General features: G+C 70.3%; 25 protein-coding genes. 10 read left to right on the top strand and 15 right to left on the bottom strand.

What is annotated here, in order from left to right; all coding sequences use genetic code 11:
- Nucleotides 1-2 precede the first annotated feature (2 nt).
- A complete protein-coding gene (locus tag AC1Q9M_RS23840; protein ID WP_382162330.1) occupies nt 3-983 on the bottom strand; it encodes a PhoH family protein in 981 nt (326 codons plus the stop codon).
- 112 nt (nt 984-1,095) lie between these two features.
- Here AC1Q9M_RS23840 and ruvA point away from each other — a divergent pair, with 112 nt between their 5' ends.
- Genes ruvA through AC1Q9M_RS23855 form a run of 3 tightly spaced genes read left to right on the top strand, consistent with a single transcriptional unit; the run spans nt 1,096 to nt 4,372 of the window.
- On the top strand, nt 1,096-1,674 hold the full coding sequence (gene ruvA, locus AC1Q9M_RS23845; RefSeq protein WP_382162327.1) for a Holliday junction branch migration protein RuvA: 579 nt from the start codon (nt 1,096-1,098) through the stop codon (nt 1,672-1,674).
- 3 nt (nt 1,675-1,677) lie between these two features.
- Nucleotides 1,678-2,730 (top strand): Holliday junction branch migration DNA helicase RuvB, encoded by a 1,053-nt coding sequence (ruvB, locus tag AC1Q9M_RS23850; protein ID WP_291120989.1) that lies wholly within the window; start codon nt 1,678-1,680, stop codon nt 2,728-2,730.
- 4 nt (nt 2,731-2,734) lie between these two features.
- Complete coding sequence (locus tag AC1Q9M_RS23855) at nt 2,735-4,372, top strand: rhomboid family intramembrane serine protease (protein WP_492436091.1); 1,638 nt, start codon at nt 2,735-2,737, stop codon at nt 4,370-4,372.
- On the opposite strand, the gene AC1Q9M_RS23860 is transcribed toward AC1Q9M_RS23855, so the two are convergent.
- Entirely contained in the window at nt 4,320-6,104 is a 1,785-nt protein-coding gene (locus AC1Q9M_RS23860) for a lysoplasmalogenase family protein (protein WP_492436093.1), read from the bottom strand. The genes AC1Q9M_RS23855 and AC1Q9M_RS23860 overlap by 53 nt on opposite strands.
- Before the next feature lie 102 nt (nt 6,105-6,206).
- On the opposite strand from AC1Q9M_RS23860, the gene AC1Q9M_RS23865 reads away from it, so the two are divergent.
- Nucleotides 6,207-7,322 (top strand): SPOR domain-containing protein, encoded by a 1,116-nt coding sequence (locus tag AC1Q9M_RS23865; protein WP_492436095.1) that lies wholly within the window; start codon nt 6,207-6,209, stop codon nt 7,320-7,322.
- 19 nt (nt 7,323-7,341) lie between these two features.
- Here AC1Q9M_RS23865 and AC1Q9M_RS23870 read toward each other — a convergent pair whose 3' ends face one another.
- Nucleotides 7,342-8,526, bottom strand: coding sequence for a DSD1 family PLP-dependent enzyme (locus tag AC1Q9M_RS23870; protein WP_492436097.1), 1,185 nt, complete (start codon nt 8,524-8,526; stop codon nt 7,342-7,344).
- On the bottom strand, nt 8,510-9,151 hold the full coding sequence (locus AC1Q9M_RS23875; protein WP_492436099.1) for a histidine phosphatase family protein: 642 nt from the start codon (nt 9,149-9,151) through the stop codon (nt 8,510-8,512). The genes AC1Q9M_RS23870 and AC1Q9M_RS23875 overlap by 17 nt, the downstream gene beginning before the upstream one ends.
- A gap of 105 nt (nt 9,152-9,256) precedes the next feature.
- On the opposite strand from AC1Q9M_RS23875, the gene AC1Q9M_RS23880 reads away from it, so the two are divergent.
- Nucleotides 9,257-11,626 carry a hybrid sensor histidine kinase/response regulator gene (locus AC1Q9M_RS23880; protein ID WP_492436101.1) on the top strand — a complete coding sequence of 790 codons (2,370 nt, stop codon included), beginning with the start codon at nt 9,257-9,259 and terminating at the stop codon, nt 11,624-11,626.
- 22 nt (nt 11,627-11,648) lie between these two features.
- Here the strand turns inward: AC1Q9M_RS23880 and AC1Q9M_RS23885 are convergent, their stop codons facing one another.
- From AC1Q9M_RS23885 to AC1Q9M_RS23900, 4 genes are read right to left on the bottom strand one after another with little or no spacing between them, the layout of a single operon-like run.
- Nucleotides 11,649-12,353, bottom strand: a complete 705-nt coding sequence (locus AC1Q9M_RS23885; RefSeq protein ID WP_291121002.1) for a DUF4136 domain-containing protein — start codon at nt 12,351-12,353, stop codon at nt 11,649-11,651.
- 42 nt (nt 12,354-12,395) lie between these two features.
- Complete coding sequence (gene ttcA / locus AC1Q9M_RS23890; RefSeq protein ID WP_382323051.1) at nt 12,396-13,325, bottom strand: tRNA 2-thiocytidine(32) synthetase TtcA; 930 nt, start codon at nt 13,323-13,325, stop codon at nt 12,396-12,398.
- A 10-nt stretch (nt 13,326-13,335) separates the two neighbouring features.
- Nucleotides 13,336-13,710 carry a dihydroneopterin aldolase gene (locus tag AC1Q9M_RS23895; RefSeq protein ID WP_382162308.1) on the bottom strand — a complete coding sequence of 125 codons (375 nt, stop codon included), beginning with the start codon at nt 13,708-13,710 and terminating at the stop codon, nt 13,336-13,338.
- 17 nt (nt 13,711-13,727) lie between these two features.
- Nucleotides 13,728-14,516, bottom strand: a complete 789-nt coding sequence (locus tag AC1Q9M_RS23900) for an SDR family oxidoreductase (RefSeq protein WP_382323052.1) — start codon at nt 14,514-14,516, stop codon at nt 13,728-13,730.
- Between the two features lie 28 nt (nt 14,517-14,544).
- On the opposite strand from AC1Q9M_RS23900, the gene AC1Q9M_RS23905 reads away from it, so the two are divergent.
- From AC1Q9M_RS23905 to glk, 4 genes are read left to right on the top strand one after another with little or no spacing between them, the layout of a single operon-like run.
- Complete coding sequence (locus AC1Q9M_RS23905) at nt 14,545-15,660, top strand: class I SAM-dependent methyltransferase (RefSeq protein ID WP_382323053.1); 1,116 nt, start codon at nt 14,545-14,547, stop codon at nt 15,658-15,660.
- Nucleotides 15,661-15,662: 2 nt separating this feature from the next.
- On the top strand, nt 15,663-15,857 hold the full coding sequence (locus AC1Q9M_RS23910) for a DUF2905 domain-containing protein (RefSeq protein ID WP_291121019.1): 195 nt from the start codon (nt 15,663-15,665) through the stop codon (nt 15,855-15,857).
- Between the two features lie 11 nt (nt 15,858-15,868).
- A complete protein-coding gene (trxC, locus tag AC1Q9M_RS23915) occupies nt 15,869-16,315 on the top strand; it encodes a thioredoxin TrxC (RefSeq protein ID WP_382323054.1) in 447 nt (148 codons plus the stop codon).
- Nucleotides 16,316-16,373: 58 nt separating this feature from the next.
- The gene (glk, locus tag AC1Q9M_RS23920; RefSeq protein WP_382323055.1) at nt 16,374-17,348 is read left to right on the top strand and encodes a glucokinase; all 975 of its coding nucleotides are present in this window, start codon (nt 16,374-16,376) and stop codon (nt 17,346-17,348) included.
- Here glk and AC1Q9M_RS23925 read toward each other — a convergent pair whose 3' ends face one another.
- The 6 genes from AC1Q9M_RS23925 to AC1Q9M_RS23950 form a co-directional block, all read right to left on the bottom strand.
- Complete coding sequence (locus tag AC1Q9M_RS23925; protein ID WP_382323056.1) at nt 17,349-18,257, bottom strand: mechanosensitive ion channel family protein; 909 nt, start codon at nt 18,255-18,257, stop codon at nt 17,349-17,351.
- Between the two features lie 68 nt (nt 18,258-18,325).
- Nucleotides 18,326-19,708, bottom strand: coding sequence for an alpha,alpha-trehalose-phosphate synthase (UDP-forming) (gene otsA, locus AC1Q9M_RS23930; protein ID WP_382327538.1), 1,383 nt, complete (start codon nt 19,706-19,708; stop codon nt 18,326-18,328).
- A complete protein-coding gene (locus tag AC1Q9M_RS23935; protein ID WP_492436107.1) occupies nt 19,708-21,522 on the bottom strand; it encodes a glycoside hydrolase family 15 protein in 1,815 nt (604 codons plus the stop codon). Before AC1Q9M_RS23935 ends, otsA begins: the two co-directional genes overlap by 1 nt.
- Nucleotides 21,519-22,262: a trehalose-phosphatase gene (otsB, locus tag AC1Q9M_RS23940; RefSeq protein WP_382323059.1), complete on the bottom strand. Its 744-nt coding sequence runs from the start codon at nt 22,260-22,262 to the stop codon at nt 21,519-21,521. The genes AC1Q9M_RS23935 and otsB overlap by 4 nt, the downstream gene beginning before the upstream one ends.
- Nucleotides 22,263-22,367: 105 nt before the next feature.
- On the bottom strand, nt 22,368-23,663 hold the full coding sequence (locus tag AC1Q9M_RS23945; RefSeq protein ID WP_492436109.1) for a multifunctional CCA addition/repair protein: 1,296 nt from the start codon (nt 23,661-23,663) through the stop codon (nt 22,368-22,370).
- A 45-nt stretch (nt 23,664-23,708) separates the two neighbouring features.
- On the bottom strand, nt 23,709-24,704 hold the full coding sequence (locus AC1Q9M_RS23950) for a GlxA family transcriptional regulator (protein WP_382323061.1): 996 nt from the start codon (nt 24,702-24,704) through the stop codon (nt 23,709-23,711).
- Nucleotides 24,705-24,904: 200 nt separating this feature from the next.
- Here AC1Q9M_RS23950 and AC1Q9M_RS23955 point away from each other — a divergent pair, with 200 nt between their 5' ends.
- On the top strand, nt 24,905-26,014 hold the full coding sequence (locus tag AC1Q9M_RS23955; protein ID WP_382162276.1) for an S-(hydroxymethyl)glutathione dehydrogenase/class III alcohol dehydrogenase: 1,110 nt from the start codon (nt 24,905-24,907) through the stop codon (nt 26,012-26,014).
- 37 nt (nt 26,015-26,051) lie between these two features.
- On the opposite strand, the gene AC1Q9M_RS23960 is transcribed toward AC1Q9M_RS23955, so the two are convergent.
- Nucleotides 26,052-26,558 carry a DinB family protein gene (locus AC1Q9M_RS23960; RefSeq protein ID WP_492436112.1) on the bottom strand — a complete coding sequence of 169 codons (507 nt, stop codon included), beginning with the start codon at nt 26,556-26,558 and terminating at the stop codon, nt 26,052-26,054.

Below are 26,558 nucleotides of genomic sequence, written 5' to 3' on the forward strand. Positions count from 1 at the left end.
CGTCAGTGGGCGGCGCGGCGCGCGCGCTTCGCGGGCGGGGCGTCTTCGGTGTCGGGGTTGCGCGCGTCGTAGGCGTCCACGATGCGCGCCACCAGCGGGTGGCGCACCACGTCGGCGCTGGACAGGCGGGTGAACGCGATGCCCTGCACGCGCTTCAACACGCGCTCGGCGTCGATCAGCCCGCTGAGCTGGGTGCGGGGCAGGTCGATTTGGCTCACGTCGCCCGTGATCACGGCCTTGCTGCCGAAGCCGATGCGCGTGAGGAACATCTTCATCTGCTCCACGGTGGTGTTCTGCGCCTCGTCCAGGATCACGAAGGCGTGGTTGAGCGTGCGCCCGCGCATGAAGGCCAGGGGGGCGATCTCGATCTGCTGGCGCTCGAAGGCCTTCTGCACCTTGTCGGCGCCCATCAGGTCGTAGAGCGCGTCGTACAGCGGGCGCAGGTAGGGGTCCACCTTCTGGCCCAGGTCGCCGGGCAGGAAGCCGAGCTTCTCACCCGCCTCCACCGCCGGGCGCGTGAGCACGATGCGCTGCACCGCGCTGCGCTCCAGCGCATCGACCGCGCAGGCCACGGCCAGGTAGGTCTTGCCAGTGCCGGCCGGGCCGATGCCGAAGGTGATGTCGTGCGTGGCCATGTTTTCCAGGTAGCGCGCCTGGTTGGGCGTGCGCCCGCGCACCTCGCCGCGCCGGGTCTGCATGGCCAGCGCGCCGTCGCCGGGCTCGGCCAGGGCGGTGTCGCCGCTGAGCATGAGCTGCACCTGTTCGGCCGGAATCGGCTTCTTCGCCATCTCGTACAGCGCCTGCAGCGTTTCCAGCGCCTGGGTGGCCTTGGCTTTGGGCCCCTCGATGCGGAACTGCTCGAATCGGTGCGCCACCTTGACCTGCAAAGCGGCCTCGATGCTGCGGATGTGGCTGTCCATGGGGCCGCACAGGTGCGCCATGCGGGTGTTGTCCGGTGGGGAGAAGGTGTGCCTGAGAATCAAACCGATAATCCAGTGAGTTGATGGCCCCCAACCCTGGCGGTGCCAGGCCCCCCGAGGGGGTGCAGTCGTTCTTGGGGGCGGCCCTGCGAACGACTGGAAAGGAATTTTCCCGATGATAGGCAAGTTGACCGGTACGCTGCTGGAAAAAAATCCGCCCCAGATCCTGCTGGACTGCCATGGCGTGGGTTATGAGGTGGATGTGCCCATGAGCACTTTCTACAACCTGCCCGCCACCGGCGAGAAGGTGGCCCTGCTCACGCACTTCGTGGTGCGCGAGGACGCCCAGATCCTCTACGGCTTCGGCACCTCCTCGGAACGCGAGGCGTTCCGCCAGCTCATCAAGATCAGCGGCGTGGGCCCGCGCACCGCGTTGTCGGTGCTCTCGGGCATGAGCGTGACCGACCTGGCGCAGGCGGTGAGCGCGCAGGAAAGCGGGCGCATCGTCAAGGTGCCCGGCATCGGCAAGAAGACCGCCGAGCGCCTGCTGCTCGAACTCAAGGGCAAGCTCGGCGCCGACCTGAACCTGCCCGGTGCCGGCCCGGCCCAGAGCGACGTGCAGAGCGACATCCAGCAGGCGCTGATGGCCCTGGGCTACAGCGACAAGGACGCCACCGCCGCGCTCAAGGCCCTGCCCAAGGACGTGGGCGTGAGCGAAGGCATCAAGCTCGCGCTCAAAGCACTGGCCAAATAAACCATGAGCATCCAGACCGACGATTTCACCCCCGCGCCGCGCGTGGTGTCCGCCGCGCCCGCCTCGCCCAAGGAAGAGGCGATCGAGCGCGCCTTGCGCCCCAAGCTGCTCGACGAGTACGTGGGCCAGACCAAGGTGCGCGAGCAGCTCGAAATCTTCATCGGTGCGGCCAAGAAGCGCAGCGAGGCGCTGGACCACGTGCTGCTGTTCGGCCCGCCGGGGCTGGGCAAGACCACGCTCTCGCACATCATCGCGCAGGAACTCGGCGTGAACCTGCGCCAGACCAGCGGCCCGGTGCTGGAAAAACCCAAGGACCTGGCCGCGCTGCTGACCAACCTCGAGGCCAACGACGTGCTGTTCATCGACGAGATCCACCGGCTCAGCCCGGTCGTCGAGGAAATCCTGTACCCGGCGCTGGAGGACTACCAGATCGACATCATGATCGGCGAAGGCCCGGCCGCGCGCAGCATCAAGCTGGACCTGCAACCCTTCACCCTGGTGGGCGCGACCACGCGCGCGGGCATGCTCACCAACCCGCTGCGCGACCGCTTCGGCATCGTCGCGCGGCTGGAGTTCTACACCGCCGAGGAACTCGCGCGCATCGTCAAGCGCAGCGCCGGGCTGCTGAACGCACCCATGGACCCCGAGGGCGGTTTCGAGATCGCGCGCCGCTCGCGCGGCACGCCGCGCATCGCCAACCGCCTGCTGCGCCGCGTGCGCGACTTCGCCGAGGTCAAGGGCCGCGGCACCATCACGCAGGACATCGCCAACCGCGCGCTGGCCATGCTGGACGTGGACCCGCAGGGCTTCGATCTCATGGACCGCAAGCTGCTCGAAGCCGTGATCCACCGCTTCGACGGTGGGCCGGTGGGGCTGGACAACATCGCGGCCAGCATCGGCGAGGAGCGCGACACCATCGAGGACGTGATCGAGCCCTACCTGATCCAGCAAGGCTTCCTGCAGCGCACGCCGCGCGGGCGCATCGCCACGCTGGCGGCGTACCGGCACCTGGGGGTGGCGCCGCCAAGCAACGCGGGTGAACTCTTCGCCGACTGAAGGCATGCCCGACCACAGCCAGGAGTTTCGAGCGACCTGGCGCGGCAGCGCTGTCTGGGTGGCGGCGCTCGTGGCCCTCATGGCCGCGGGTTTCGCGGCGGGTGCCCTGGCCACGCCGCGCGGCGCCTGGCTGCTGGGCGCGCTGGCGCTCTTCTTCGGAGCTATGGCCTGGCTGCTGCTGCAGCCCCTCTTGAGCGCGCACCCCATCCTGCGCGTCGGCCCCGAGGGCATCGGCGGCTACCTGCTCAAGGGGCAGACCATTCCCTGGAGCGACATCGCCGATGTGGCGCACCTCTCGGTGCAAGGCCAGCACCAGATCCAGATCCAGCTGCGCGAGGGCGCGGTTTCGCAGGCCGCCACCGCAGGCCTGTTCCGCAAGGGGCTCAAGCGCGTGATCGCGTTGGCGCCGCTGCGCCGCGCCGAGCGCCAGCCCGCCGTGCAGGCGGCGCTGCAGGGTTTTCAGCGTTACGCCACCGGCCAGGCCCGCGCGGCCCTGAGCGAGCGGCTGGACGCCTGGCAGGCGCACGAGGCGTTCGAGGAGCGCCTGCGCACCCTCACCCCCACGCCCTGGGCGCTGTACGCGGTGATCGCCGTCAACGTGGCGGTGTGGGTGCTCAACCTGTTCGACGGCATGAGCCCCACCAAGCCCACTTCGGCCGAGCTGTTCGCCTGGGGCGCCAACTCGGCCACGGCCGTGGTGCGCGATGGCGAGTACTGGCGCCTGCTCAGCGCCACCGCGCTGCACGGCGGCGCGCTGCACCTGGGCCTGAACATGTTCGCGCTGTGGGACGCTGGGCGGCGGGTGTGCCGCTGGTTCGGCAACGGCCAGTTCCTGCTGATCTACCTGGCGGCGGGGCTCGCTGGCAGCGCGCTGAGCCTGCATTTTTCGTCACAGCAGGCGGTGTCGGTCGGGGCTTCCGGCGCGGTGTTCGGCGTGCTGGGGGCGTTGATGGTCGGCGTCTACCAGCACCGTGCGAGCGTGCCCAAGGCCATGGCGACGCAGCTGCTGACCAGCCAGGGCCTGTTCGTGGCGATCATGCTGGGGCAGGGTTTTGCCCGACCGGGCATCGACAACGCGGCCCACGTGGGTGGCCTGGTGATGGGGGCCCTGCTGGCCTGGCTGCTGGTGGAGCTGGTCGACGAGCGCGCCTCGCGTGGTCTGCGCCAGCGCCGCCAGGTGATGGCCGTGGCCGCCACGGTGCTGGTGGTGGGCGAGCTGGTGGGGCTGGCCCGGCCCGGCGTGGACCACCGGCAGTTGTTTGGCTCGCAGTCGCTGCTGACGGACCTGCTGCCCCGTCTGAGGGCCGCCGAGACCGCGTTGCAGCAGGACGCCAGGGACCACAAGGACGGGCGCCTGAGCCGGGCGCAATTCGTCGACGCGATGGCGCAGCGCCACATCCCGGCCTACCGGGCGATGGGCGAAGAACTCGCCGCGCTCGGCCCCCAGTCCCACACGCCCACGATCGCGGAGATCCGCGAGCTTCACGGCATCGTGCTGGAGGTCATGACGCTGGAGGTGGGCAAACACCGGGGCTCCGTCGATGCGGCGCAGGCCGACGCCAGGCTCGAGCAGCTGTCGGACCGGATGGTCAGTGTGGGTGCCCGTCTGCGAGCGAAGCGCGCGCCGCCGGCCAGGCCGTGAGCGAGGCCGGTTCGGCACCGGCGCGCCGGCCGCGCAGCATGCCCGCCACGATCAGCGCCTGCGCCGCGTAGTAGGTGCTCAGCACCCACACCTGCGACATCGGCAGCGGCGACACGAAGCGATTGGTCGCCAGCAGCGAGTCGCTCAGCATGAAGAAGCCCGAACCCAGCGCCACGGCCAGGGCCGCGCGGTCGCGCTGCACGCTGGCGCGGCCGATGGCCTGCGCGGCCATCAGCGCGATCACCAGCACGTAGGCCGCCACCGGGGCGCGCAGGCCGGCCGGCAGGCCGCCCTGCCACAGGAAGCCGTACATCGCCACACCCAGGCCCAGCGTGGCCACCAGCGCGCGGCGGCTCGGGAACCAGGGCAGGCCCTGGTGGAACAGCGCGATGTAGGCCAGGTGGGCCAGCAAGAAGGCCACCAGCCCCGGGATGAAGTAGCCGGGGAACATCAGGAAGGCGTCTCCCGCCAGTGAAAAGGCCAGCGCGGCGAGCAGCAGGGCGTCCGCGCGCCGCACGCCGCCCGCGGCGCGCGCATGCGCCCACACCACGGCCATCGCGATCAGCATGGCCAGCGGCTTGAAGACCCGGTGCAGCTCCACCCAGCCCAGCGCGGCGGTGGCCATGGCCAGGGCGCCGCATTCGATCAGCAGCGCCTCGCCCATGCCGATGCGCCCCTGCATCACCGCGCCGATGGCCCACAGCGCCACCAGCAGCACGCTGAACACCACGGCGCTGCGCGAGAGCGGCCAGGCATCGGCGAACCACAGGAAGCCCCCCACGCCCACGAGCAGGGCGACGAACTGCGCGCCCGCGAACCAGCGCACCGCGGGGCTCATGGGCGGCGCGTAGCGCTGCACGCTGGCGAGGTCGAACGTGGGTGACGGAAAGCGCTCTGCCACGTCGGCCGGCCGCCAGCCCGGTGGCTTGAACCACACGCGCAGCTTGTCGGCCCAGCGCCGGGTGTGCCAGCTGTCGCGCAGCAGGCCCCAGTACACCTCGCCGTTGGCCCACAGCGGGTCCCAGCTCTGCAGGGGCTTGCGCGTGCCGTAGACGCACTTCTCGTCCTCTTCCTTGAAGCTGCCGAACAGGCGGTCCCACACGATCAGGATGCCGCCGTAGTTGCGGTCGAGGTAGCGGTCGTTCACCGCGTGGTGCACGCGGTGGTTGGAGGGGCTGCAGAACCAGCGGTCGAACCAGCCCAGCTTGCCGACCTGCTCGGTGTGCACCCAGAACTGGTAGAGCAGGTCGATCAGCGCGACCACGCCGAACACCAGCGGCGGCACGCCGGCCACGGCCATGGGCAGGTAGAAGACCCAGCCCAGCAGCGCGCCCGAACTGGTCTGGCGCAGCGCGGTGGAGAGGTTGTAGTCCTGGCTCTGGTGGTGCACCACGTGCGCGGCCCAGAAGACGGCGCTCTCGTGCCCGGCGCGGTGCAGCCAGTAGTAGCAGAAGTCGTAGAACACCAGCGCGGTCAGCCAGCCCATCCCGCTGGTCCAGAACGGGTGGTCGGGCCAGATCGCCACCGCCGAGTACACGGCGGTGTACAGGCCCACGCGCAGCAGCCGGGTGAACACCGCGCTGATCTGGCTGAGCATGCCCAGGCCGATGCTGCTGATGGCGTCGTCGAGTCGGTAGGTGTTGTGCCGGCGCTGGCGGCCGATGGCGTACTCGATCGCGATCAGCGCGAAGAACACCGGCGTGGCCAGCACGATGATCTGGCTCGGGCTCATGGGAGGCGTGCGAAGCGGAAACGGGGCATGCGCGCATTGTGGGCAGAAGCCGGTGTTTGCACCCTTGGCATCAACCCGCATGCCCGTGCCAGAATCGCGGGCATGTCCGCCCACCCGCCCGCTGCCGCGACCGCCCCGGAGAGTGCCACCACCGCGCTGTACCGCGCCGCGCTGGGGCCGGTGAACACGGCGCACTACCTCGCGGTGTTCGAGCGTTTCGACGACGCCGGCCGCGCCAGCCCGGTCTGGAACCCGGCGGCCGGCCTGCTCACCCTGAACTGGCTGGTGTTCCGCCAGCTCTGGGGTTCGGCGCTGGTGTACCTGGCCTGTGCCCAGGGGCTGGCGCTGCTGGTGCTGGTGGCGGCCCGGCGCTTCCTGCAGTGGCCGCCGTCGGTGGAATGGGGCGTGCTGCTCACGCTGCTGTTGCTGAGCATCGCGATCCCCGGCGCCTACGGCAACGCCCTGCTGCACGCCGACACCCGCCGCCGCATGACGCGCGCCGTGCGCGAAGCCCGCACCGTGCGCGAGGCCTGCGCAGCGCTGGAAAAGCAGGCGAGTTCGAAGCGGCGCCTGGGGGCGCTGGTGGTGGTCAACCTGCTGCTGGCCGGTGCGCTGGGGGCGGGCTGGCTGGGCGGCGGGCTCCAGCAAGGCCTGCCGGCGCCGGCCGCCCAACTCGTCGAAGCACCGGCGCCGGCCGTTCCTGCCGCACCCGCCACGCCCGCCGCCGAGCCCGAGCCGGTCGAACAAGCCGTGGCCGCCGCGCCGCCAGCCGCGCCGCCAGCCGCACCGCCAGCCGCGCCGGAACCGGTGCCCGAACCCGCGCCGGTGATCGTGACGCCACCGACGCTGCCGGCCTTGCCATCCCCCGTCGAGGACAGCCCGCCGGCCGAGCCACCCGTGGTGGCCAAGGCCGCGCCGCCCGAGCCCGCCAAGGTGGTGGTCGCCAAGGTCGCGGCCCCCAAGGCACCGGTGGCGGCGGTGGTGGCGCCGCAGGCCCATGGCATCAACGTCGGCCTGTTCGCCGACCCGGCCAACGCCGACAAGGCCCACGCGCGCCTGGTGGAAGCCGGTTTTCCGGCGATCCTGCAGAAGGTCGAATCGCCCAAGGGCGAGTTCACCCGGGTTCGCGTCGGGCCGTTTGCCAGCCGTTCCACGGCCGATGAAGCGGCCGCGCGCATCCGCGCCCTGGGGCTGGACGCGGTGGTGTTCGCGCCCTGAGCCGGCGAGGCCCGGTCGGTCAGCCCAGCGCGCCGCGCGTGTCCACGGCGATCAGGCGCTCCACCTTGCCCTCGGACAGGCCGCCGCGCACGCCGAACAGGAGGTCGTGCAGGTTGACCGTGGGGTCGCAGTGGCCGGGCACGAGCCAGACCGTGTCGCCCAGATCGGGCAGGGCCTGGCCGGCGTGGGCCGCGCGCAGGATGCCGTGCTCGTCCCCGCCATTGGCGAACACCAGGCCCGGTGGGCTCCACACGGCCGGCAGGCCGCTGTCGATGGCGTGGCTCTTGTGGCCGGCGTCGCACACCGCGTGCTGGGCGCCCCGGCTCATCACCTGCGCCTTGAGGAACAGCGCATGCTCGAACACCGGGGCCAGCGGCGCGCTTTCGTTGCGGGCGTAGTCGGCGTCCATGAACAGGTAGGAGCCCACCTGCAGCTCGCCCCAGACGTGGCTGGCCGTCTCCAGGGAGAAGGTGCCCGTGCCCGCGCCGGTGATCAGCGGCACCGTGAAACCCGCGGCCTGCAGCCGCTCGCGCGTGAGCGCGGCGGCCCAGGCCGCCTCGCCGATGGCCTTGGCCCGCTCGGCCGGGTCGCGCCGGTGCTGGGCGCCGCCGTGGTAGGCCTGCAGGCCGGCGAAGCGCAGCACCGGGTGCTGGGCGATCAGGCGGGCCAGGTCCACGGCCGGTTCGCCGGGCGGCACGCCGCAGCGGCCCTGGCCGACGTCGATCTCCACGAACACGTCGATGCGGTTCTCACCGCCCACGCTGGCGGCCTCCAGCGCCTGCGCCAGCCGCAGCACGCCGGCCGCGCTGTCCACCGCGATGGCGAACCGCGTGTCGGGTAGGGTGCGCACCGCCTGGGCCAGCCGCTGCAGCTTGGGCAGGGCGATCACTTCGTTGCTGATGTAGATGTCGGTCACGCCGCCGCGGGCCAGCGCCAGGGCCTCGTCGGTCTTCTGCACGCAGACCCCCACCGCGCCGTGGGCCATCTGCAGCCGGGCGAGTTCGGCGCTCTTGTGCATCTTGGCGTGCGGCCGCAGCCGCAGGCCGTGGGCCCGCGTGTAGGCCGCCATGTGCGCGAGGTTGCGCTCCATGGCGTCGAGGTCGATCACCAGGGCGGGGGTGTCGAGCTGCGCCACATCCTGGCCGATCAGGGCCTGGGCGTTCTGCCAGCGCGAGCTGCGCGCAGGGTCAAGTGGCACGTTCATCGAGGGGGGCCCCGGATTGCAGGTGGGTGGTGTCGGCCCAACCCACCAGGCTCAGGCCCTCGGGTGACCACAGCAGGCGGTTGATGGCGGTGTTGGGCAACTCCCAGCTGCGCGGCGCGGTGAGTTCCAGTCGCGTGGCGGCGCGGTAGAGGATGTCGAGCACGCCGCCGTGCGCGACCATCAGCACCTGTTCCCCGGGGTGGCGCGAGGCCAGTTCGAGCACGGTGGGGATCACGCGGCGCTGCAGCTGTTCCAGCGATTCGCCGCCGGCGGGGGCGAAATCCGGCATGCGCTTGCGCCAGGCCAGGGCCTCGGTCGGCCAGCGCTGTTCGAGCTCGGCCCAGGTCTGGCCTTCGAAACGCCCGAAATGGCGCTCGCGCAGGCCCTGGTGGGGCGTCACGCTCAGGTTCTTGACGCGGGCGACCGCCTGCGCGGTCTCGAAGGCGCGACCGAGGTCGCTGGCGTAGACGGCGGCAATCGGTTCGTCGCGCAGCGCTTCGGCCAGCTGGGCGGCCTGCCAGCGGCCGCGCTCGTTGAGGGCGATGTCGGTGTGGCCCTGGATGCGCGTGTCGCGGTTCCAGGCGGTTTCACCATGGCGCACGGCCAGGATGCGGGTGACTTGCAAAGGGGGTCCTTGAACGCGGGCGAAAGACTGCAACTGTACCGGGGGCGCCACTGTCGCGCGTGCCGAAACGTCAGGAAAACCGGGGTTTGCGAGACAATTCGTTGCATGACGCCGCCGCCATCCCCGCTCGACGGGGATTTTTCCACGCTCTTCAATTTCCTGCCGATCGGGGCCTACCGAAGTTCACCCGAGGGGCGGATGCTGCGGGCGAACCAGGCGCTGGTGTTGCTCAACGGCTACGGATCGGAGGAGGAGATGCTGGCTAGGGTGAACGACATCGCCCTGGAGTGGTACGTCGACCCCGCGCGCCGGGCCGAATTCAAGTGCCAGCTCGAACGCGATGGCTTCGTGCGCGGCTTCATCTCGGAAATCCACCGCCACAAGACGCGCGAGCGCGTCTGGATCAGCGAGAACGCGCACGGCGTGCGCGATGCGGCGGGCGTGTTGCAGTACTACGAAGGCACGGTGGAGGACATCACCGACCGCATGCGCGACCAGAAAGCCCTGCGCGAGAGCGAGGAGCAACTGCGCCTGATCACCGCCCAGGTGCCTGGCGCCGTGTTCGCCGTGTACGTGCGCAACGACGGCGGGCGCGAGTACCGTTTCCTGAGTGCCGGCATCCGCGACATCTACGGCTTCGAGGCCGACGACCTGATGCGCAACCCCGCCTTGCTCGCGCGCTACTTCCACCCGGAAGACCAGGCCATGTTGGAGCGCGACCGCCAGGCCATCCTGGCCGGGCAGTCCAGCCTGGAAACCGAGTTCCGGGTCGTGCTGCCCGACGGCACCATCAAGTGGATCTGCAACCGTTCTTGCGCGGTGTCGGCCGACGACAACGGCTTCCTGCGCGTGGGGGTGCTGTTCGACATCTCCGACCGCAAGGCGGCCGAGGCCGCGCTGCACGCCAGCGAAGCGCTGTGGAAACTGGCGCTGGAGAGCACGGGCGATGGCCTGTGGGACTGGAACCTGGTGACCGACGAGGAATTTTTCTCCGAAGGCATGAAAGCGATGTTCGGCTACGACGAAGCCGACGACGTCAACCTGGCGGTGGCGCTGGACGCCTGCACCCATCCCGAGGACGTGGCCCAGATGCAGGCCGATCGGCTGGCGCATTTCGAAGGCCGCTCGCCGGTCTACCGCAACGAGCGCCGCATCCGCTGCAAGGATGGCCAGTGGAAGTGGGTGTTGTCGCGCGGCATGGTGCTTTCGCGCGATGACGGCGGAAAGCCTTTGCGCATGATCGGCACGCACACCGACATCACCGAGCACAAGCAGGCCGAGGCGCAGCACCGCGCGCTCGAAGCGCAGTTGCGCGAGTCGCAGAAGATGGAGGCCATCGGCACCCTGGCCGGCGGCGTGGCGCACGATTTCAACAACCTGCTCGCCGCCATCCTGGGCAACCTCGTGCTGGCGCGCGAAGACCTGGGTGAGCAGCACCCGGCGCAGGAGAGCCTGACCGAGATCAACCGCGCCGCCATCCGCGCGCGCCAGCTGGTGCAGCAGATCCTCACCTTCAGCCGGCGCCAGACGCAGGAAATGGTGCGCCAGCCGCTCACCCCGCTGGTGGAGGAGGCGCTGGGCCTGATGCGCTCGCTGCTGCCCGCCAGCCTCAAGCTCGTGGCGCGCCTGCCCGCCGCCGGGCTGCCGGTGCTGGCCGATGCGACCCAGATGCAGCAGGTGCTCATGAACCTGTGCACCAACGCCTGGCAGGCCATGGAAGGCCGCTCGGGCGACATCACCGTGGCGCTGCGCGATGTGCGGCTGGACGCCTCGCAAGGCCTGCAGCTGGGCGGCCTGGCCGGCGGCGCCTACGCCTGCCTGAGCGTGGCCGACAACGGCCCCGGCATGGACGAGGCCACGCAGCAGCGCATCTTCGAGCCCTTCTTCACCACCAAGGCGCCGGGCGCGGGCACCGGCCTGGGCCTGGCGGTGGTGCATGGCATCGTCAAGGCCCACCGCGGGGTGATCGCGCTGCACAGCCGCCCCGGCGAGGGCTCGCGCTTCGACGTCTACCTGCCCCTGGCCGCCGGGGCGGCCGACGAGGCGCCGGCGCCCGCGCCCGTCACCGTGGCCACGGCCGCCGTGCCGGTGGCGCCCGGCAAACACGTGATCTACATCGACGACTACGAAGCCCTGGTGTTTCTGGTCGGGCGCCTGCTGCGCAAGCAGGGCTACCGCACCAGCACCTTCGAATCGGGCGAGGCGGCGATCGCCTGGTTGCGCGAGCATCCCGACGACCCGGTGGACCTGGTCGTGACCGACCAGAACATGCCGGGCATCTCGGGGGTGGACGTGGCACGCGAGGCGCGCCAGCTGCGCCCGGGCCTGCGCGTGGCCATCGTCTCGGGGCACGTCAACGACAAGCTGATTGCCGAGGCGACCGAGGCCGGTGTGAGCGACGTGATGGGCAAGCAGGACAGCATGGACGCCCTGGGCGAGGCGATCCGCGAACTGCTGGAGCGCGCGACCCGCTGAGCCTTGCTGGGCCGCCCGCCGGTCAGCGGGGCACTTCGATGTTGACCTGGCGCGGGCCTTCCGGCGGCGCCGGGAAGTCGCGCAGCGCGGCGTCCAGCATGGCCGACCACAGGCCGTTGGTGCTGTTCCAGCGGCCATCGTGCGCGGCGCGCGTCTCGTACACCACCTTGCCGCTGGCGGCGTGGCGGATCACCAGCGACACCTCGCGCTTGTAGTACGGCGACTCCATGCGCGGGTACATCGGCATCCAGATGATCTGGCCACGGCCGGTCACCACGTAGTCGCGCCCGGGCATGGCATAACCGAAGCCGGGGCCGAAACCGCCGCCCCAATAGCCGCCCCAGTAACCGTCGTACGGGCTTTCCCAGGGCGCGCGCGGCAGTCGCAGCGTGCTGGCGTCCACCTGCACCAGCCAGGGGGATGCCGTGCCTTCGGCCGCGCGGGTCCAGCCCACCTTCACCAGGGCCTGTTGGGCGAGGCGCTCCAGCTCGTCCTGGCCGGTGGCGATCTTGCCTTCGCGCTGCGAGGGCAGGCGCTCGAAACGGTAGATCTGCGGCGCCTGGGGAATCGTCACCGGCGTGCCGGGCTTGCCCGCCTGGTCGGCCCAGCGCGCGAAACTCTGCACCTCGTTGTCCACCAGGTACACGCTGGCGCAACCGCTGAGCACCAGCAGGGCGGTGGCGGCGCCCCACACCTTGAAGGGGCGCAAGAGCTGTTGAATGGTCATGAAACCTCCTGAATGGCCTTGGCGGGCGCCCAAGGAGAAAACTCAGTGCGCCGCGGCAATCGGTATGACTGCGGCGGGCGCCGAAGCGTTCCCCTGCGGTGCGGGCCAGTCCGTTTCAGGGGGCAAGGCGCGTGCCGCCCCGGGCAGGGGCTCGTCGTCGAAGGCCTTGTCGCCGTCCTCGCTGGCCTCGCCCGTGGCCCGGATGGTTTCAAAAGGAAACAGCGAGCGGTCCATCAGGTGGCTGGGCACGATGTTCTGCAAGGCGGTGAACATGTTCTCGATCCGGCCCGGGAAACGTTTCTCCCAGTCCTTGAGCATCAGGCCCACCTGTTTGCGCTGCAGGTTTTCCTGGCTGCCGCACAGCGTGCACGGGATGATGGGGAATTCGCGCAGTTCGGCCCAGCGGCTGAGGTCCTTCTCGGCCACATAGGCCATGGGGCGGATCACCACGTGCCGGCCGTCGTCGCTCACCAGCTTCGGGGGCATGCCCTTGAGCTTGGCGCCGAAGAACATGTTGAGCAGCAGGGTCTGCAGGATGTCGTCGCGGTGGTGGCCCAGCGCGATCTTGGTCGCGCCGAGCTCGCTGGCCACGCGGTAGAGGATGCCCCGGCGCAGGCGGCTGCACAGGCTGCACATCGTCTTGCCCTCGGGAATCACGCGCTTGACGATGGAGTACGTGTCCTGGTTCTCGATGTGGAACTTCACGCCCAGTTTCGTGAGGTAGGCGGGCAGGATGTCGGCCGGAAAACCGGGCTGTTTCTGGTCGAGGTTGACCACGATCAGTTCAAAACTGACGGGCGCGCGCGCCTGCAGCTTCTGCAGGATGTCGAGCATGCCGTAGCTGTCCTTGCCGCCCGAGAGGCAGACCATCACGCGGTCGCCTTCCTCGATCATGTTGTAGTCCACGATCGCGCGGCCGACCTCGCGGCACAGGCGTTTTTCGAGTTTGTGGTTTTCGAGTTCGGTGTTCATGTCGGGCTCCTCACCACTGCCCGCTTTCCATGCGGATGGCGACCTCGCAGTCGTCGAAGATTTCCAGCTTGGCGATCTTCACGCGCACGCCGATCACGCCGGGCAGCTGGATCAGCCGGCGCGTGAGCTTGCCGATCAGGCTCTCCAGCAGGTTCACGTGCTCGGCGGTGCATTCGTCGATGATGATCTGGCGCACCTTGCGGTAGTCCAGCACATGGCCGATGTCGTCGTCGTGCGGCAGCAGGGGCTGCGTGCCCTGGTTGAGCTCGGCATCGACCTGGATCGGCTGCGGGCTCGACTTCTCGTGGTCGAGGATGCCCAGGTTGGCGTTGAAGCGCAGCCCGGTGAGCGTGAGGATCTGGTTGCCGGCGGCGGTGGCGTTCATGGTGGGCGTGCGCTGGGTTACATCAGCGAAAAATCGCGCTCGAAGCGCATCAGGTGCTGGCCGCCATCGACCAGCAGGGTGGTGCCGGTGATGGATCGGTTGTCCAGCGCGAAGGCCACGGTCGCGGCCACGTCCTGCGGGGTGGACGAGCGGCCCAGCGGCGACTGCTGGTGCAGTTCGGCGAATTTCTCGTCGCTCAGCAGGTGGCTGGTGAGCGTGAGGCCGGGCGCCACGCCCACCACGCGCACGCGCGGCGCCAGGGCCAGCGCCAGCATGGTGTTGGCGGCTTCGAGCGCGGCCTTGGAGAGCGTGTAGCTGAAGAAGTCCGGGTTCATGTTCCAGAGCTTCTGGTCGAGCAGGTTGACCACCACGCCCTCGGCCTGCCGTGCCTCCAGGTGCGCATGCAGGGCCTGCGCCAGCAGCACGGGCGCGCCGGTGTTGGCGCGCAGGTGCTGCTCCAGCGCGGCGAAGCCGAAGCTGGGCGCGCTGTCGTGTTCGAAGATCGAGGCGTTGTTGACCACCGCGTCCAGCTGGCCGAAATGCGCCACCACGGTCGGCAGCAGGGCGCGCACGCTGGCCTCGTCGCCGAGATCGGCAAAAAAGGTGTGGGCGCTGCCGTCGCGCCCGCTGCGCAAGGCGCAGTCGGCGGCGGTGCGGTGCGCGTCGTCGGCCGAGTGGCGGTGGTGCACCGCCACGTTCCAGCCCGACTGCGCCAGCGCCAGCGCGATCTCGCGGCCCAGGCGCTTGCCCGCGCCGGTGACGAGCACGGTGCGCGTGGCAAGAGGCGGGGGGGTGGCGCTGGGCATGAAGGACAATCCGGGGGTGCGAACCCCCATGGCAACAGAACACGAGAGTTTAACGAGCCCCTTGCTGGCGCGGGTGCGCGAGGCCATCGCCCAGGGCGGCGGCTGGCTGCCGTTCGACCGCTTCATGGCCATCGCGCTCTACGAGCCCGGCCTGGGCTATTACGCCAACGCGCTGGCGAAATTCGGCCACCTGCCCCAGGGCGGCAGCGATTTCGTGACCGCGCCCGAACTCACCCCGCTGTTCGGCCAGGCCCTGGCGCGGCAGGTGGCGCAGGCGCTGGCCGCCAGCGGCACCGACGAGGTGTGGGAGTTCGGCGCCGGCACCGGCGCGCTCGCCCTGCAGGTGATCGAGGCGCTGGCCGAACGGGGGCAGCCGCTGCGGCGCTACACCATCGTCGACCTCTCGGGCAGCCTGCGCGAACGCCAGCGCCACACCCTGAGCGCGCACGTGGACCGTGTTCATTGGGCCGATGCCCTGCCCGAGCAACTGCACGGCGTGGCGCTCGGCAACGAGGTGCTCGATGCCATGCCGGTGCAACTGCTCGCGCGCACGGGGGGCGTGTGGCACGAGCGCGGGGTGGCGCTGGACGCGGCGGGCGCCCTGGCCTGGGCCGACCGCGCCACCGAGCTGCGCCCACCGCTGGCGGTGGAGGGTGGGCACGACTACGTGACCGAAATCCACCCGCAGGCCGAGGCCTTCGTGCGCACCCTGGGCGACCGCCTGAAGCGCGGCGCGGCCTTCCTGCTCGACTACGGTTTCCCCGAGGCCGAGTACTACCACCCGCAGCGTGCCATGGGCACGCTGATCTGCCACCGCGCGCACCGCAGCGACAGCGACCCGCTGAGCGACGTGGGCGAGAAGGACATCACCGCGCACGTGAACTTCACCGGCATCGCCCTGGCCGCGCAGGACGCGGGGCTGGACGTGCTGGGCTACGCCAGCCAGGGCCGTTTCCTGTTGAACTGCGGCCTGCTGGACCTGGCGCAGCGCGCCGACGCACGGCAGAACGCGATGATGCAGAAGCTCGTCAACGAGCACGAGATGGGCGAGCTGTTCAAGGTGATCGCGCTGGCACCGGCCGGCAGCGCCGCCGGCTGGGTGCCCCTGGGTTTCGCGGCCGGCGACCGCACACACCGGCTCTGAGCATGATCCGCTGGATGATCGTCATCTTCCTGGCCCTGCTGCTGATCAGCTGGTTCACGCCGCTGCTGCGCAAGCTGGGCTTCGGGCGGCTGCCGGGCGACTTCCACTTCAAGGCCTTTGGCCGGGAATGGTTCCTGCCCTTCGCCACCACCGTCGTGCTGAGCATGGTCGCCAGCCTGATCGGCTACCTGATCTGAGGGAGCGCCCCATGACCGCCGAGTCCCTGCACATCGTCTGCCCGCATTGCCACACCACCAACCGCCTGGCCCGCGAGGCCCTGGGCCAGGCGCCGGATTGCGGCAAATGCCACCGCGCGCTGTTCGACGGCCACCCGGCGGCGCTGGACGAAGCCGCCTTCGAGAAACACGTGGGCCGCTCCCAGGTGCCGGTGCTGGTGGACTTCTGGGCCCCCTGGTGCGGTCCCTGCCGCGCCATGGCGCCCCAGTTCGAGGCCGCCGCGCGCGAGCTGGAGCCGCACGTCCGCCTGGCCAAGGTCAACACGGAAGAAGCCCAGGCCCTGGGCGCGCGACTGCAGATCCGCAGCATCCCCACGCTGGCGCTGTTCGTGAACGGGCGCGAGGTGGCGCGCCAGCCCGGCGCCATGGGGCAGGCCGACATCGTGCGCTGGGTGCGCTCGAACTTGCCGCGGTCCTGAACACGCCCGCCGCCTGACGCGGTATGGTCGGGGCTTGTCCGACCTTTTCCCGCGCACCATGTCTTCATCTCCCCGACAAGGCCGGCTGCTGGCCGACGTGGGCGGCACCAACGCCCGCCTGGCCTGGCAGGACGGCCAGGGCGCACCGATCGAGCACATCCAGGTGCTGCCGGTGGCCGAGCACGCCAGCCTGCAGGCCGCGATCCGCGTCTACCTCGGCGGCCTGGGCCGCCAGCCCACGGCGGCGGCGATCGCCATGGCCAACCCCGTCACGGGCGACCGCGTGAGCATGACCAACCACGACTGGTCGTTCTCGCAGGCGGCCTTGCGCGACGAACTGGGCCTGAGCACGCTGCGCGTGCTCAACGACTTCACCGCCCTGGCCCTGGCCCTGCCGCACCTGCCCGCGCACGAGCTGCGCCAGGTGGGCGGCGGCGCGGCGGTGCCCGGCGCGGCCATCGCGCTGCTGGGCGCGGGCACGGGGCTTGGCGTGTCGGGCCTGCTGCCCGATGGTGCGGGCGGCTGGGTGCCGATCGCCGGCGAGGGCGGTCACGTGACCCTGCCCGCGGCCACCGCGCGCGAGCGGGTGGTGATGGACGCGCTGGTGCGCCGCCACGGCCATGCCTCGGCCGAGCGCGTGGCCAGCGGCACCGGCTTGCTGGAGACCTGCCAGATCCTGTGCGAGGCCGATGGCGTGGACGCCCGCGCGTTCGGCAGCGCCGCCGCCGTCACCGAGGCCGCGCTGCAAGGCCGGCATCCGCAGGCGCTGGAGGCCCTGGAGATGCTCTGCGGCGTGCTCGGTGCGGTGGCCGGCAACCTCGCGCTCACGCTGGGTGCGCGCGGCGGGGTCTACATCGGCGGGGGCGTGGTGCCGCGCCTGGGCACCTGGTTCGATACCTCGCCGTTCCGCGAACGCTTCGAAGCCAAGGGCCGCTTCGAGGCTTACCAGAGCGGGATTCCGGTGTGGGTGATCACCGCGCAGCAATCGCCCGCGCTGCTCGGCGCCGCCCGCGCGCTCGACGCGCGGCCCTGATCACGACTGGGGCGCGGCCTGCGCGGCGCCCAGCGGCGGGACCGCTCCCTCGCGGTCCTGCCCCGGGTACACCATGAGGTGTGGCACCGGGATCTGGATGCCCTGCGCATCGAAGGCCGCCTTCAGGCGGCGCAGGTACTCGCGCTTGATGCCCCACTGCTCCAGCGGCAGGGTGCGGAAGCGGCAGCGGATGATGAGCGCCGACTCCGCCCAGTTGTCCACGCCGGCGATCTCCATGTCGGCCAGGATGCGGGGCTCGAACGCCGGGTCGGCGCGCAGTTGCGAGGCCACGTCGCGCATCACGGCCATCACGTCCTCCACGTTCTCGCGGAAGGCCACGCGGATGTCCATCACCGCGTGGCTGAAGTCGCGCGTCATGTTGACCACGGTGTTGATGTACCCGTTGGGCACGTAGTGCACGTTGCCGTCGTAGTCGCGCAGCTGCACGTAGCGCAGCGTCACCACCTCCACCATGCCGGCGTGGTCGCCGATCTTGACCACGTCGCCCTGGCGGATCTGGTTCTCCAGCAGCAGGAAGAAGCCGGTGAAGTAGTCCTTCACCAGGCTTTGCGCGCCGAAGCCCACCGCCAGGCCCACCACGCCCGCCGCCCCCAGGATGGGCGCGACCGACACACCCACCTCGCCCAGCACCAGCATGCCGGCCACCAGGCTCACCACCACGACGATCAGGTAACGGAACACCCGGTCCAGCGTCTGGGCGCGCTTGGCGGCCTCGCGGTCGTCCAGCCGGCTGGCGATGCGCTCGCGCAGCGTGCCCACCACGCGCTGCAGCACCACCACCAGCAGCCAGGCCACCAGGACGATCAGCACGATGCGCGTGAGGCTGGCGGCGGCGCCGCCCAGGCTGGTCCACCAGCGGGTGGCGATGTCGATGAAGGCTTCGTTCATGGGGTGCTCCGGAAAAGAAAAAGCAAAGCGGGCGCCGGCCTCGCGGCCGGCGCCCGCCGTGAAAGGGTTTACGGGTTGGGAACGGCCGCCAGCGCGGCCAGGAAGCGCTCGCGCCACCAGTGCACGTCCTGCTCGCGGATGCCCTGCAGCAGCGCCTGGTGGCGGCGCTGGCGCTCCTCCAGCGGCATTTGCAGCGCGCGCTGCATGGTCTCGGCCGTGCGCGTGGTGTCGTAGGGGTTGACCAGCAGGGCCTCGCGCATCTGCTCGGCCGCGCCGGCAAAACGCGAGAGCACCAGCACGCCGGGGTCGTCCGGGTCCTGCGCGGCGATGAACTCCTTGGCCACCAGGTTCATGCCATCGCGCAGCGGCGTCACCAGCGCCACGCTGGCGGCGCGGTACAGCCCGGGCAGGCGCTTGCGCGCCACGTTGCGGTGGATGTAGCGCACCGGCATCCAGTCCAGTTCACCGAAGTTGCCGTTGATGGCGCCGCACAGGCTCTCCAGCTCCTGCAGCAGCGCGGCGTAGGCGTCCACCGTCTCGCGGCTGGGCGCGGCGATCTGGATCAGCGTGGCGCTGCCCAGGTTCTCCGGGTAGGCCTGCAGCAGTTGGCGGAACGCCTTGAGCCGCTGCGGCAGGCCCTTGGAGTAGTCCATGCGCTCCACACCCAGCAGCAGGCGGCGGCGCGAATACTCCTTGAGCATCTGCTCGTGCATGTCCTGCGACTCGCGGCCCTTGCCGAGCTCGATGAACTCGTCCACGTCGATGCCGATCGGAAAGGCCTGCGCGCGCAGTGTCTTGCCGAAGGCGCGGAATTCGTGTTCGCCCAGGATGTCGGCCGGCGTCTCGGTGCCCACGTAGCGCGCGAAGTGCGACACATCGGCCTCGCTCTGGAAGCCCACCAGGTCGTAGGCGAACAGCGAGCGCATCAGCCAGTCGTGCTCGGGCACGGCGGCCAGCATCAGCGGGGGCGGCAGCGGGATGTGCAGGAAGAAGCCCATGCGCTGCTCGCAGCCCATGGCGCGCAGTTCGGCGGCCAGCGGGATCAGGTGGTAGTCGTGCACCCAGATGATGTCGTCGGGCCGCAGCAGGGTCTTGAGCTTGTGCGCGAACATCTGGTTCACGCGCCGGTAGCCGCCGATGTAGCCGGCGTCGAAGTCGGCCAGGTCGAGCCGGTAGTGGAACACCGGCCAGAGCACGCCGTTGCTGTAGCCCAGGTAGTAGCTGTCGTGATCCTCGCGGCTGAGGTCCACCGTGGCCAGCTGCACCTTGCCCGCGTTCTGCACGTGCAGCTCACCCTCGCCGGGCGTGCCGTCCTCCACCACCTTGCCGCTCCAGCCGAACCACAGCCCGCCCGAGGCCTCGAGCGCCTGGCCCAGCGCCACGGCCAGCCCGCCCGAGGCGGTCTTGCGCGGATCGGCGATGCGGTTGGAGATGACGACGAGCCGTCCCATCAAATCACCGAATCCCAGCGGGCCGAGAGGCGCACCGCCGCGTTGATGATGCCCACCATCGAGTAGGTCTGCGGGAAGTTGCCCCACATCTCGCCGGTGGTGGCGTGGGTGTCTTCCGACAGCATGCCCAGCGGGTTGCGCGCGGCCAGCATGGTCTCGAAGATCGCGCGTGCCTCGTCGGCGCGGCCGGTGCGCGCGAGCGCGTCGATGCGCCAGAAGGTGCAGATGTTGAACGCGGTCTCGGGCTTGCCGAAATCGTCGGCGGCCTCGTAGCGCCGCATGAAGGGGCCGTCGCACAGGTGCTTCTCCAGCGCGTCCAGCGTGGCGAGGAAGCGCGGGTCCATCGGGTCGATCATGCCCACCTCCACCATCAGCAGCACGCTGGCATCGAGGTCGCGCCCGCCGAAGCTCTCGGCGAAGGCCTGGCGCTCCTCGCTCCAGGACTCGCGCAGGATGCGCTCGCGCATGGTTTCGGCGTGGGTCGCCCAGTAGGTGGCGCGCCCGGGCATCTCCAGCGTGCGCGCGATCTTGGCCAACCGGTCGCAGGCGGCCCAGCACATCAGGGCCGAGCTGGTGTGCACGCGCGCGCGCGTGCGCAGCTCCCACATGCCGGCGTCGGGCTGGTCGTAGATGCGCAGCGCGCGCTCGCCCACCACTTCGAGCTGTTCGAACTCCGCGAGGCCCGCCGGGTGCAGCAGGCGCTCGTCGTGGAAGGCCTGCGCGGCGGCCAGCACGATGTTGCCGTACACGTCGTGCTGGAAGTGCTCCTGCGCCTGGTTGCCCACGCGCACCGGCCCCATGCCGCGGTAGCCGGGCAGGGTGTCGCAGATGCTCTCGGGCAGTTCGCGCTCCAGGCCGATGCCGTGCAGCGGCTGGATGTGGCCGCCGCCCGCGCCCACCACCACGTTGGCGAGCCAGCTGAGGTAGTCCTCCATGGTGCCGACCTCGGACAGGCTGTTGAGCGCGCGCACCACGAAGAAGGCGTCGCGCAGCCAGCAGTAGCGGTAGTCCCAGTTGCGCTGGGTGCCCGGCGCTTCGGGGATGCTGGTGGTCATGGCCGCGACGATGGCGCCCGTGTCTTCGTACAGCGAAAGCTTGAGCGTGATGGCCGCGCGGATCACCGCCTCCTGCCACTCCAGCGGCACCGCCAGGCGCCGGCTCCAGTTGCGCCAGTAGGCCAGGGTCTCCTGCTCGAAGTGGCGCGCGGTGTCGCCGATGCCGGTCTCCAGCGTCTCGTCCGGGCCGAACATGAAGTTGCATTCGCGCGTGAGCAGGAAAGGCTCGCGCGAGAGCACGTGGCTGATGGAGGCATCGGTGTGCAGGCGCAGCGTCAGCCCCTCGCCCACGTAGCGGATGTGGTTGCTGCCCGAGGTGATGGTGGGCGTGACGCGGCCCCAGTCGAAGCGTGGCAGCAGGCTCACGCGGATGCGCGGCGCGCCCTTGAGCGGGCGCACGCGGCGCACCAGCTGGGTGGGCCGGAAGTAGCGGCCGCGCGAGAGAAAACGCGGCGCGAAATCGGTGATGGACAGGCCGTTGCCGTCGTGGTCCCAGAGCTCGGTCACCAGCACGGCGGTGTTGTGCTCGTAGCGCTGGGTGGCTTCGGCCAGGCCCTCGATCTCGATCGCGAACGCGCCCTTTTCGAGATCGTCGCCGCCCAGCAGGGCGTGGAACACCGGGTCGCCGTCAAAGCGCGGCAGGCAGCTCCAGACCACGCGGCCGTGCGGGTCGATCAGCGCGCTGAAGGCGCAGTTGCCGACCATGCCCAGCGACAGCGAGGGGGCGGCGGGTGGCGCGAAACCGGGGGTGGGGCTCATGGGCGTGTGCTGGGAAGGAGGAGGGCGTCGGCCAGCCAGGTGCGCAGGGCCTCCGGGCTGGGGCAGCGGTGGCGGGCCAGGCTTGGGCCATCGCCCACCTTGATGCCTTCGCCGCCCAGGCGCTGCACCACGTCGAAGCCGGCCTCGTCGGTCACATCGTCGCCCGCGAACACCGGCACGCGGCCCGCGAAGGGCGCTTCCTGCATGAAGGCCTCGATGGCGGCGCCCTTGCTCACGCGGGCGGATTTCACCTCCACCACGGCCTTGCCGTGCAGCAACTGCAGGCCGGGTTCGTCGGTGATGGCCTGCGTCAGCGTGCTCATGCACAGCGCTTCCAGCATGGGCGCCTGCCGGTAGTGCAGGGCCATCGAGGTCTGCTTGCGCTCCAGCAGCAGCCCCGCGTGGCGCGCCACCAGCTGTTCGGCCGCGGCGATCGCGCGCGCCAGTCCGCTTGGGCGCGTGGTGGCCGCCCCCCCGTGGGGCGACAGGCGCACCGCGCCGTGTTCGAACGCCGCCGGCCACGGCCAGGGCGAGGCCAGCATGGGCTCCAGGTCTTCGCGGGCGCGCCCCGTCACCAGCGCCAGCGCGCCATCCAGCCGCTGGTGCAGGCCATTCAGCAAGGTCACCAGTGCCGGAGGAATCTCCACCGCATCGGGCCTGCCGGCCAGATCGGCGAGCGTGCCGTCGAAGTCCAGAAACAGCGCGGAGCGGTCGCTCAGCAGTTGGGGCAGTGTGCTCATTGGCCCCTACCGTAACAGGGTGAGCGGTCCCATGTCGTGAAAAATCGTTTTAACCCACCTCGTGGGTGAGAGACTCCGGCGCCGGTTGACGGCGCGCGGATGGGCTCAATCGCCCGTCGCTTCGGGCGCCGAAGACCCCAGCGCCTGCGAAACGGCGGTGACGCGCGCGCGGTGGATGCGCTCGCCCACGCGCTGGCCGCTCAGCCCATCGGCCTGGGCCTGGGCCGCGACCACGGCCGTGTCCACCGAGCGCGAGGCCGACAGCGCCAGCGCCAGCCGCTCGCGCGGTGGGTAAGGTTCTTCTTCCAGGCCGAGGCGGCCGCGCGCGTCGCATTCGCAGGCCAGCAGCACTTCATGGAAACGCGCCGGCTTGCGCAGCGCGTCGCAGCGCTCCAGCAGGCGCTCCACCGCGCCCGCGCTGAAATCGCCGCTGCGGTGGATGTTGCCGTGCTCGCGCGCCACCACGTCGGCGAGTTCGCGGCAATCGGTGGGCACGCGCAGCCGCTCGCACACGCCCTTGAGCAGGCGCGCGCTGCGCTCCTCATGGCCGATGTGGCGCGGCAGCACGTCGGCCGGCGTCGTGCCCTTGCCCAGGTCGTGGCACAGGCAAGCGAAGCGCACCGTCAGCGGCGCGGCCAGGCGCGCGCTCATGTCCAGCACCATCATCAGGTGCACGCCGGTGTCCACCTCGGGGTGGTATTCGGCGCGCTGCGGCACGCCCCAGAGCCGGTCCACCTCGGGCAACAGCCGCTGCAGGGCACCGCAGTCGCGCAGCACCTCCAGCATGCGGCTGGGGCGTTGCTCCATGAGGCCACGCGCCAGCTCCTGCCACACGCGCTCGGCCACCAGGTGGTCGACTTCGCCGTTCGCCACCATCTCGCGCATCAGCGCCAGGGTCTCAGGCGCCACCGAAAAATCGGGAAAGCGCGCGGCGAAGCGGGCCAGCCGCAGAATGCGCACCGGGTCTTCCGCGAAGGCCCCGGTCACGTGGCGCAGCACGCGTTCGCGCAGGTCGCGCTGGCCTTGGTGCGGGTCGATCAAGGGCGCGCGCGCCGGGTCGTCCGCGTGCTCGGCGGCCACCGCCATGGCGTTGATGGTGAGGTCGCGCCGCGCGAGATCGTCTTCCAGCGTGACGCCGGCCTCGGTGTGGAAAGCGAAGCCGTGGTAGCCCGGCGCGGTCTTGCGCTCGGTGCGCGCCAGCGCGTATTCCTCTTTGGTCTTCGGGTGAAGAAAGACCGGAAAGTCGCGCCCCACCGGCAGGAAGCCCTCGGCCGCCATGGCTTCGGGCGTGGCGCCCACCACCACCCAGTCGCGGTCCGCGTGCGAGACGGCGGCGGGCGCGTCCGAAGCGCGCGCCATCAGCGCGTCGCGCACCGCACCGCCCACGAGATAGGTTTTCATGGAGGCAAGTTTAGGCGCAGGGGCTGGCCGGCCGCGCCTGGGTGCTCAATCCGAATGCCGGCGCGCGCTGCTGAAGCGCACCCGGTACTCCTCGGCCGTGACGCCCAGTTGCTTCAGGAACAGCTTGCGCAGCGACTGCTCGGAGGCATAGCCGACGCGCCCGGCGATCGACTTCAAGGGCAGATCCCCGTCCTGCAGGAGCACGCAGGCCTTGTCGAGCCTGGCCGCGTCGATGTACTGGTTCGGCGCGACGCCCACTTCCTTCACGAACACGCGGCGAAAATTCCGCTCGCTCATGGCCGCCCGCCGGGCCAGATCGCTCTGCGGCATCGGCGACGCGACGTTGGAGAGAATCCAGTCCTGCACCTCGCGGATGCCCGGGTGCGTGGTGTTCTGGCTGGCCAGGTGCATGCTGTACTGGGACTGCCCGCCTGGGCGCCGCAGGTAGACGACCAGATCCCGGGCCACCGCCAGGGCCAGGGAGCGGCCGAAATCCTCTTCCACCAGGGCCAGCGCCAGATCGATGCAGGCGGTCACGCCCGCCGACGTCCAGAGATGACCGGCGCGGATGTAGATCGCGTCGGGCTCCACCTTCACATCCCTGAACTTTCGCTGCAGCAGGCCCGCCGCGCTCCAGTGGGTGGTGGCGCGCAGGCCGTCCAGCAGCCCGGCCTCCGCGAGGAAGAAACTGCCCGAGCACAGGCCCACCAGGCGGTTCACCCGGGAGGCGTTGTCGCGGGCCCATTCCACCAGAGGCTGGTTCGACGCCAGGGCCTGCTCGATGGCGCGCGCGCCCACGATGACCGCGATGTCCGGGAGGTCGGTCGCGTCAACGGCCTTCGTGGCTTCCAGCGACATCTGCAGGTCGGAGGCGATCGTGCCAACCCGGGTGGAGGCGATCCTCACGCTGTAGCCGGGCGGTCGGCCACTTTGCGCCAGATGGATGTTGGCGTACTCCAGCACGCTCATGGTGCCGATGGCCTCCAGCGCCTTGAACCCTGGGTACACGACCAGGTCGACCCGGACGGGTGAAGAGTGCATAGGGACTTCCATGTTCCAGTGGTTTCGTTGTGCCTGTGTTGTCGTTTCACGAATGGCCCGTTCCGATCCGGCCAACTTGACCGATGCGCCGGCCAACCCGGCTCGAAGCGCCCGGCAACGGGTAGCGCTCAGGCGCCGTCGCCGATATCGTGCGGGGCCCTCTTCGAAAGACGAAGCCAACTATAAGGACCCCCCCAAAGATGAAATCGCGCGCTGCCGTGGCCTTCAAGGCCGGAGAACCGCTTCAGATCGTTGAAATCGACGTGGCCCCGCCGCGCCAGGGCGAGGTGCTGGTCCGCATCACCCACACGGGCGTGTGCCACACCGACGCCTTCACGCTGTCCGGCGACGACCCGGAAGGTCTCTTCCCCGTGGTCCTGGGCCATGAAGGCGCAGGCATCGTGGTCGAGGTCGGCGAAGGCGTCACCAGCGTCAAGCCGGGCGACCACGTGATCCCGCTGTACACGGCCGAATGCGGTGAATGCCTGTTCTGCCGATCCGGCAAGACCAACCTGTGCGTGGCCGTGCGCGCCACCCAGGGCAAGGGCGTGATGCCCGATGGAACGACGCGCTTCTCCTACAACGGCCAGCCCATCCACCACTACATGGGGTGCTCCACCTTCAGCGAATACACCGTGGTGGCCGAGGTGTCCCTGGCCAGGATCGACGCGCAGGCCAACCCCGAGCAGGTCTGCCTGCTGGGCTGTGGCGTGACCACCGGCCTGGGGGCCGTCAAGAACACGGCCAAGGTGCAGGAAGGCGACTCGGTGGCCGTGTTCGGGCTGGGCGGCATCGGTCTGGCCGTGGTCCAGGGCGCCAAGCTGGCCAAGGCCGGCCGCATCATCGCGGTCGACACCAACCCCTCGAAGTTCGACCTGGCCAGGACCTTCGGCGCGACGGATGTCGTCAACCCCAAGGACTTCGACAAACCCATCCAGCAGGTCATCGTGGAAATGACCGGCTGGGGCGTGGACCATTCCTTCGAGTGCATCGGCAACGTCCACGTGATGCGCGCGGCCTTGGAGTGCGCGCACCGCGGCTGGGGCCAGTCCGTGGTCATCGGCGTGGCCGGTGCGGGCCAGGAAATTTCCACACGCCCGTTCCAGCTGGTCACCGGCCGCAAGTGGCTGGGCACGGCCTTTGGCGGCGTCAAAGGCCGCACCGAACTGCCCGGCATGGTGCGCGACGCGATGGCAGGCCATCTGCAGCTGGCGCCCTTCGTCACCCACACCCGCCAGCTCAGCGAGATCAACGAAGCCTTCGACCTGATGCACGAAGGCAAGTCGATCCGCACCGTCGTGCACTTCTGAGCGATCGCGCTCGCGGGGCGGGACCGCGGTGAACGGCTCAGCCGTTCGCGGGCACGCGCGAAGCCTCGATCTGGCCGAGCAGCCACTGCAGGCCGGCCAGGTGCTGCTGGTCGTGGCTGCAGAGGTAGTGCACCAGGCCGCGCAGGGTCACGGGCCCATAGCCCTCGAACACCGCGGTGCGGTCGAACCGATCGGGCGCCAGCCCGGCCAGCAGGGCCACGGTGCGGGCCCTTGCGGCGCGGAAGTCGAGCAGGGCCTGCGCCGCGTCGGACGTGCCGTAGCCGCGTTCGACGACCAGGGCGTCGGTGTCGATGGACACCAGCGTCGGATGGCTTTCGTTCAGCGTGCGGTGGAAGCGCACTTGGTAGCCATCGATTTCGATGTCGCGCACATGGCAGACCTGCTCGAGCGCGGTCAGCGGCTCGCTGGGCACGCCGGCCCAGGACGGCGGCGCCCATTGCGTGAACCCGCTGGGGAACGCGGCAAAGTGCGCCTCCAGCTGGCCCGGGAAGGCTTCCAGGGCGGCGAGGGTGACGGCGTTCAT

The sequence above is a fragment of the Hydrogenophaga sp. GW823-FHT04C09 genome, assembly GCF_058796355.1.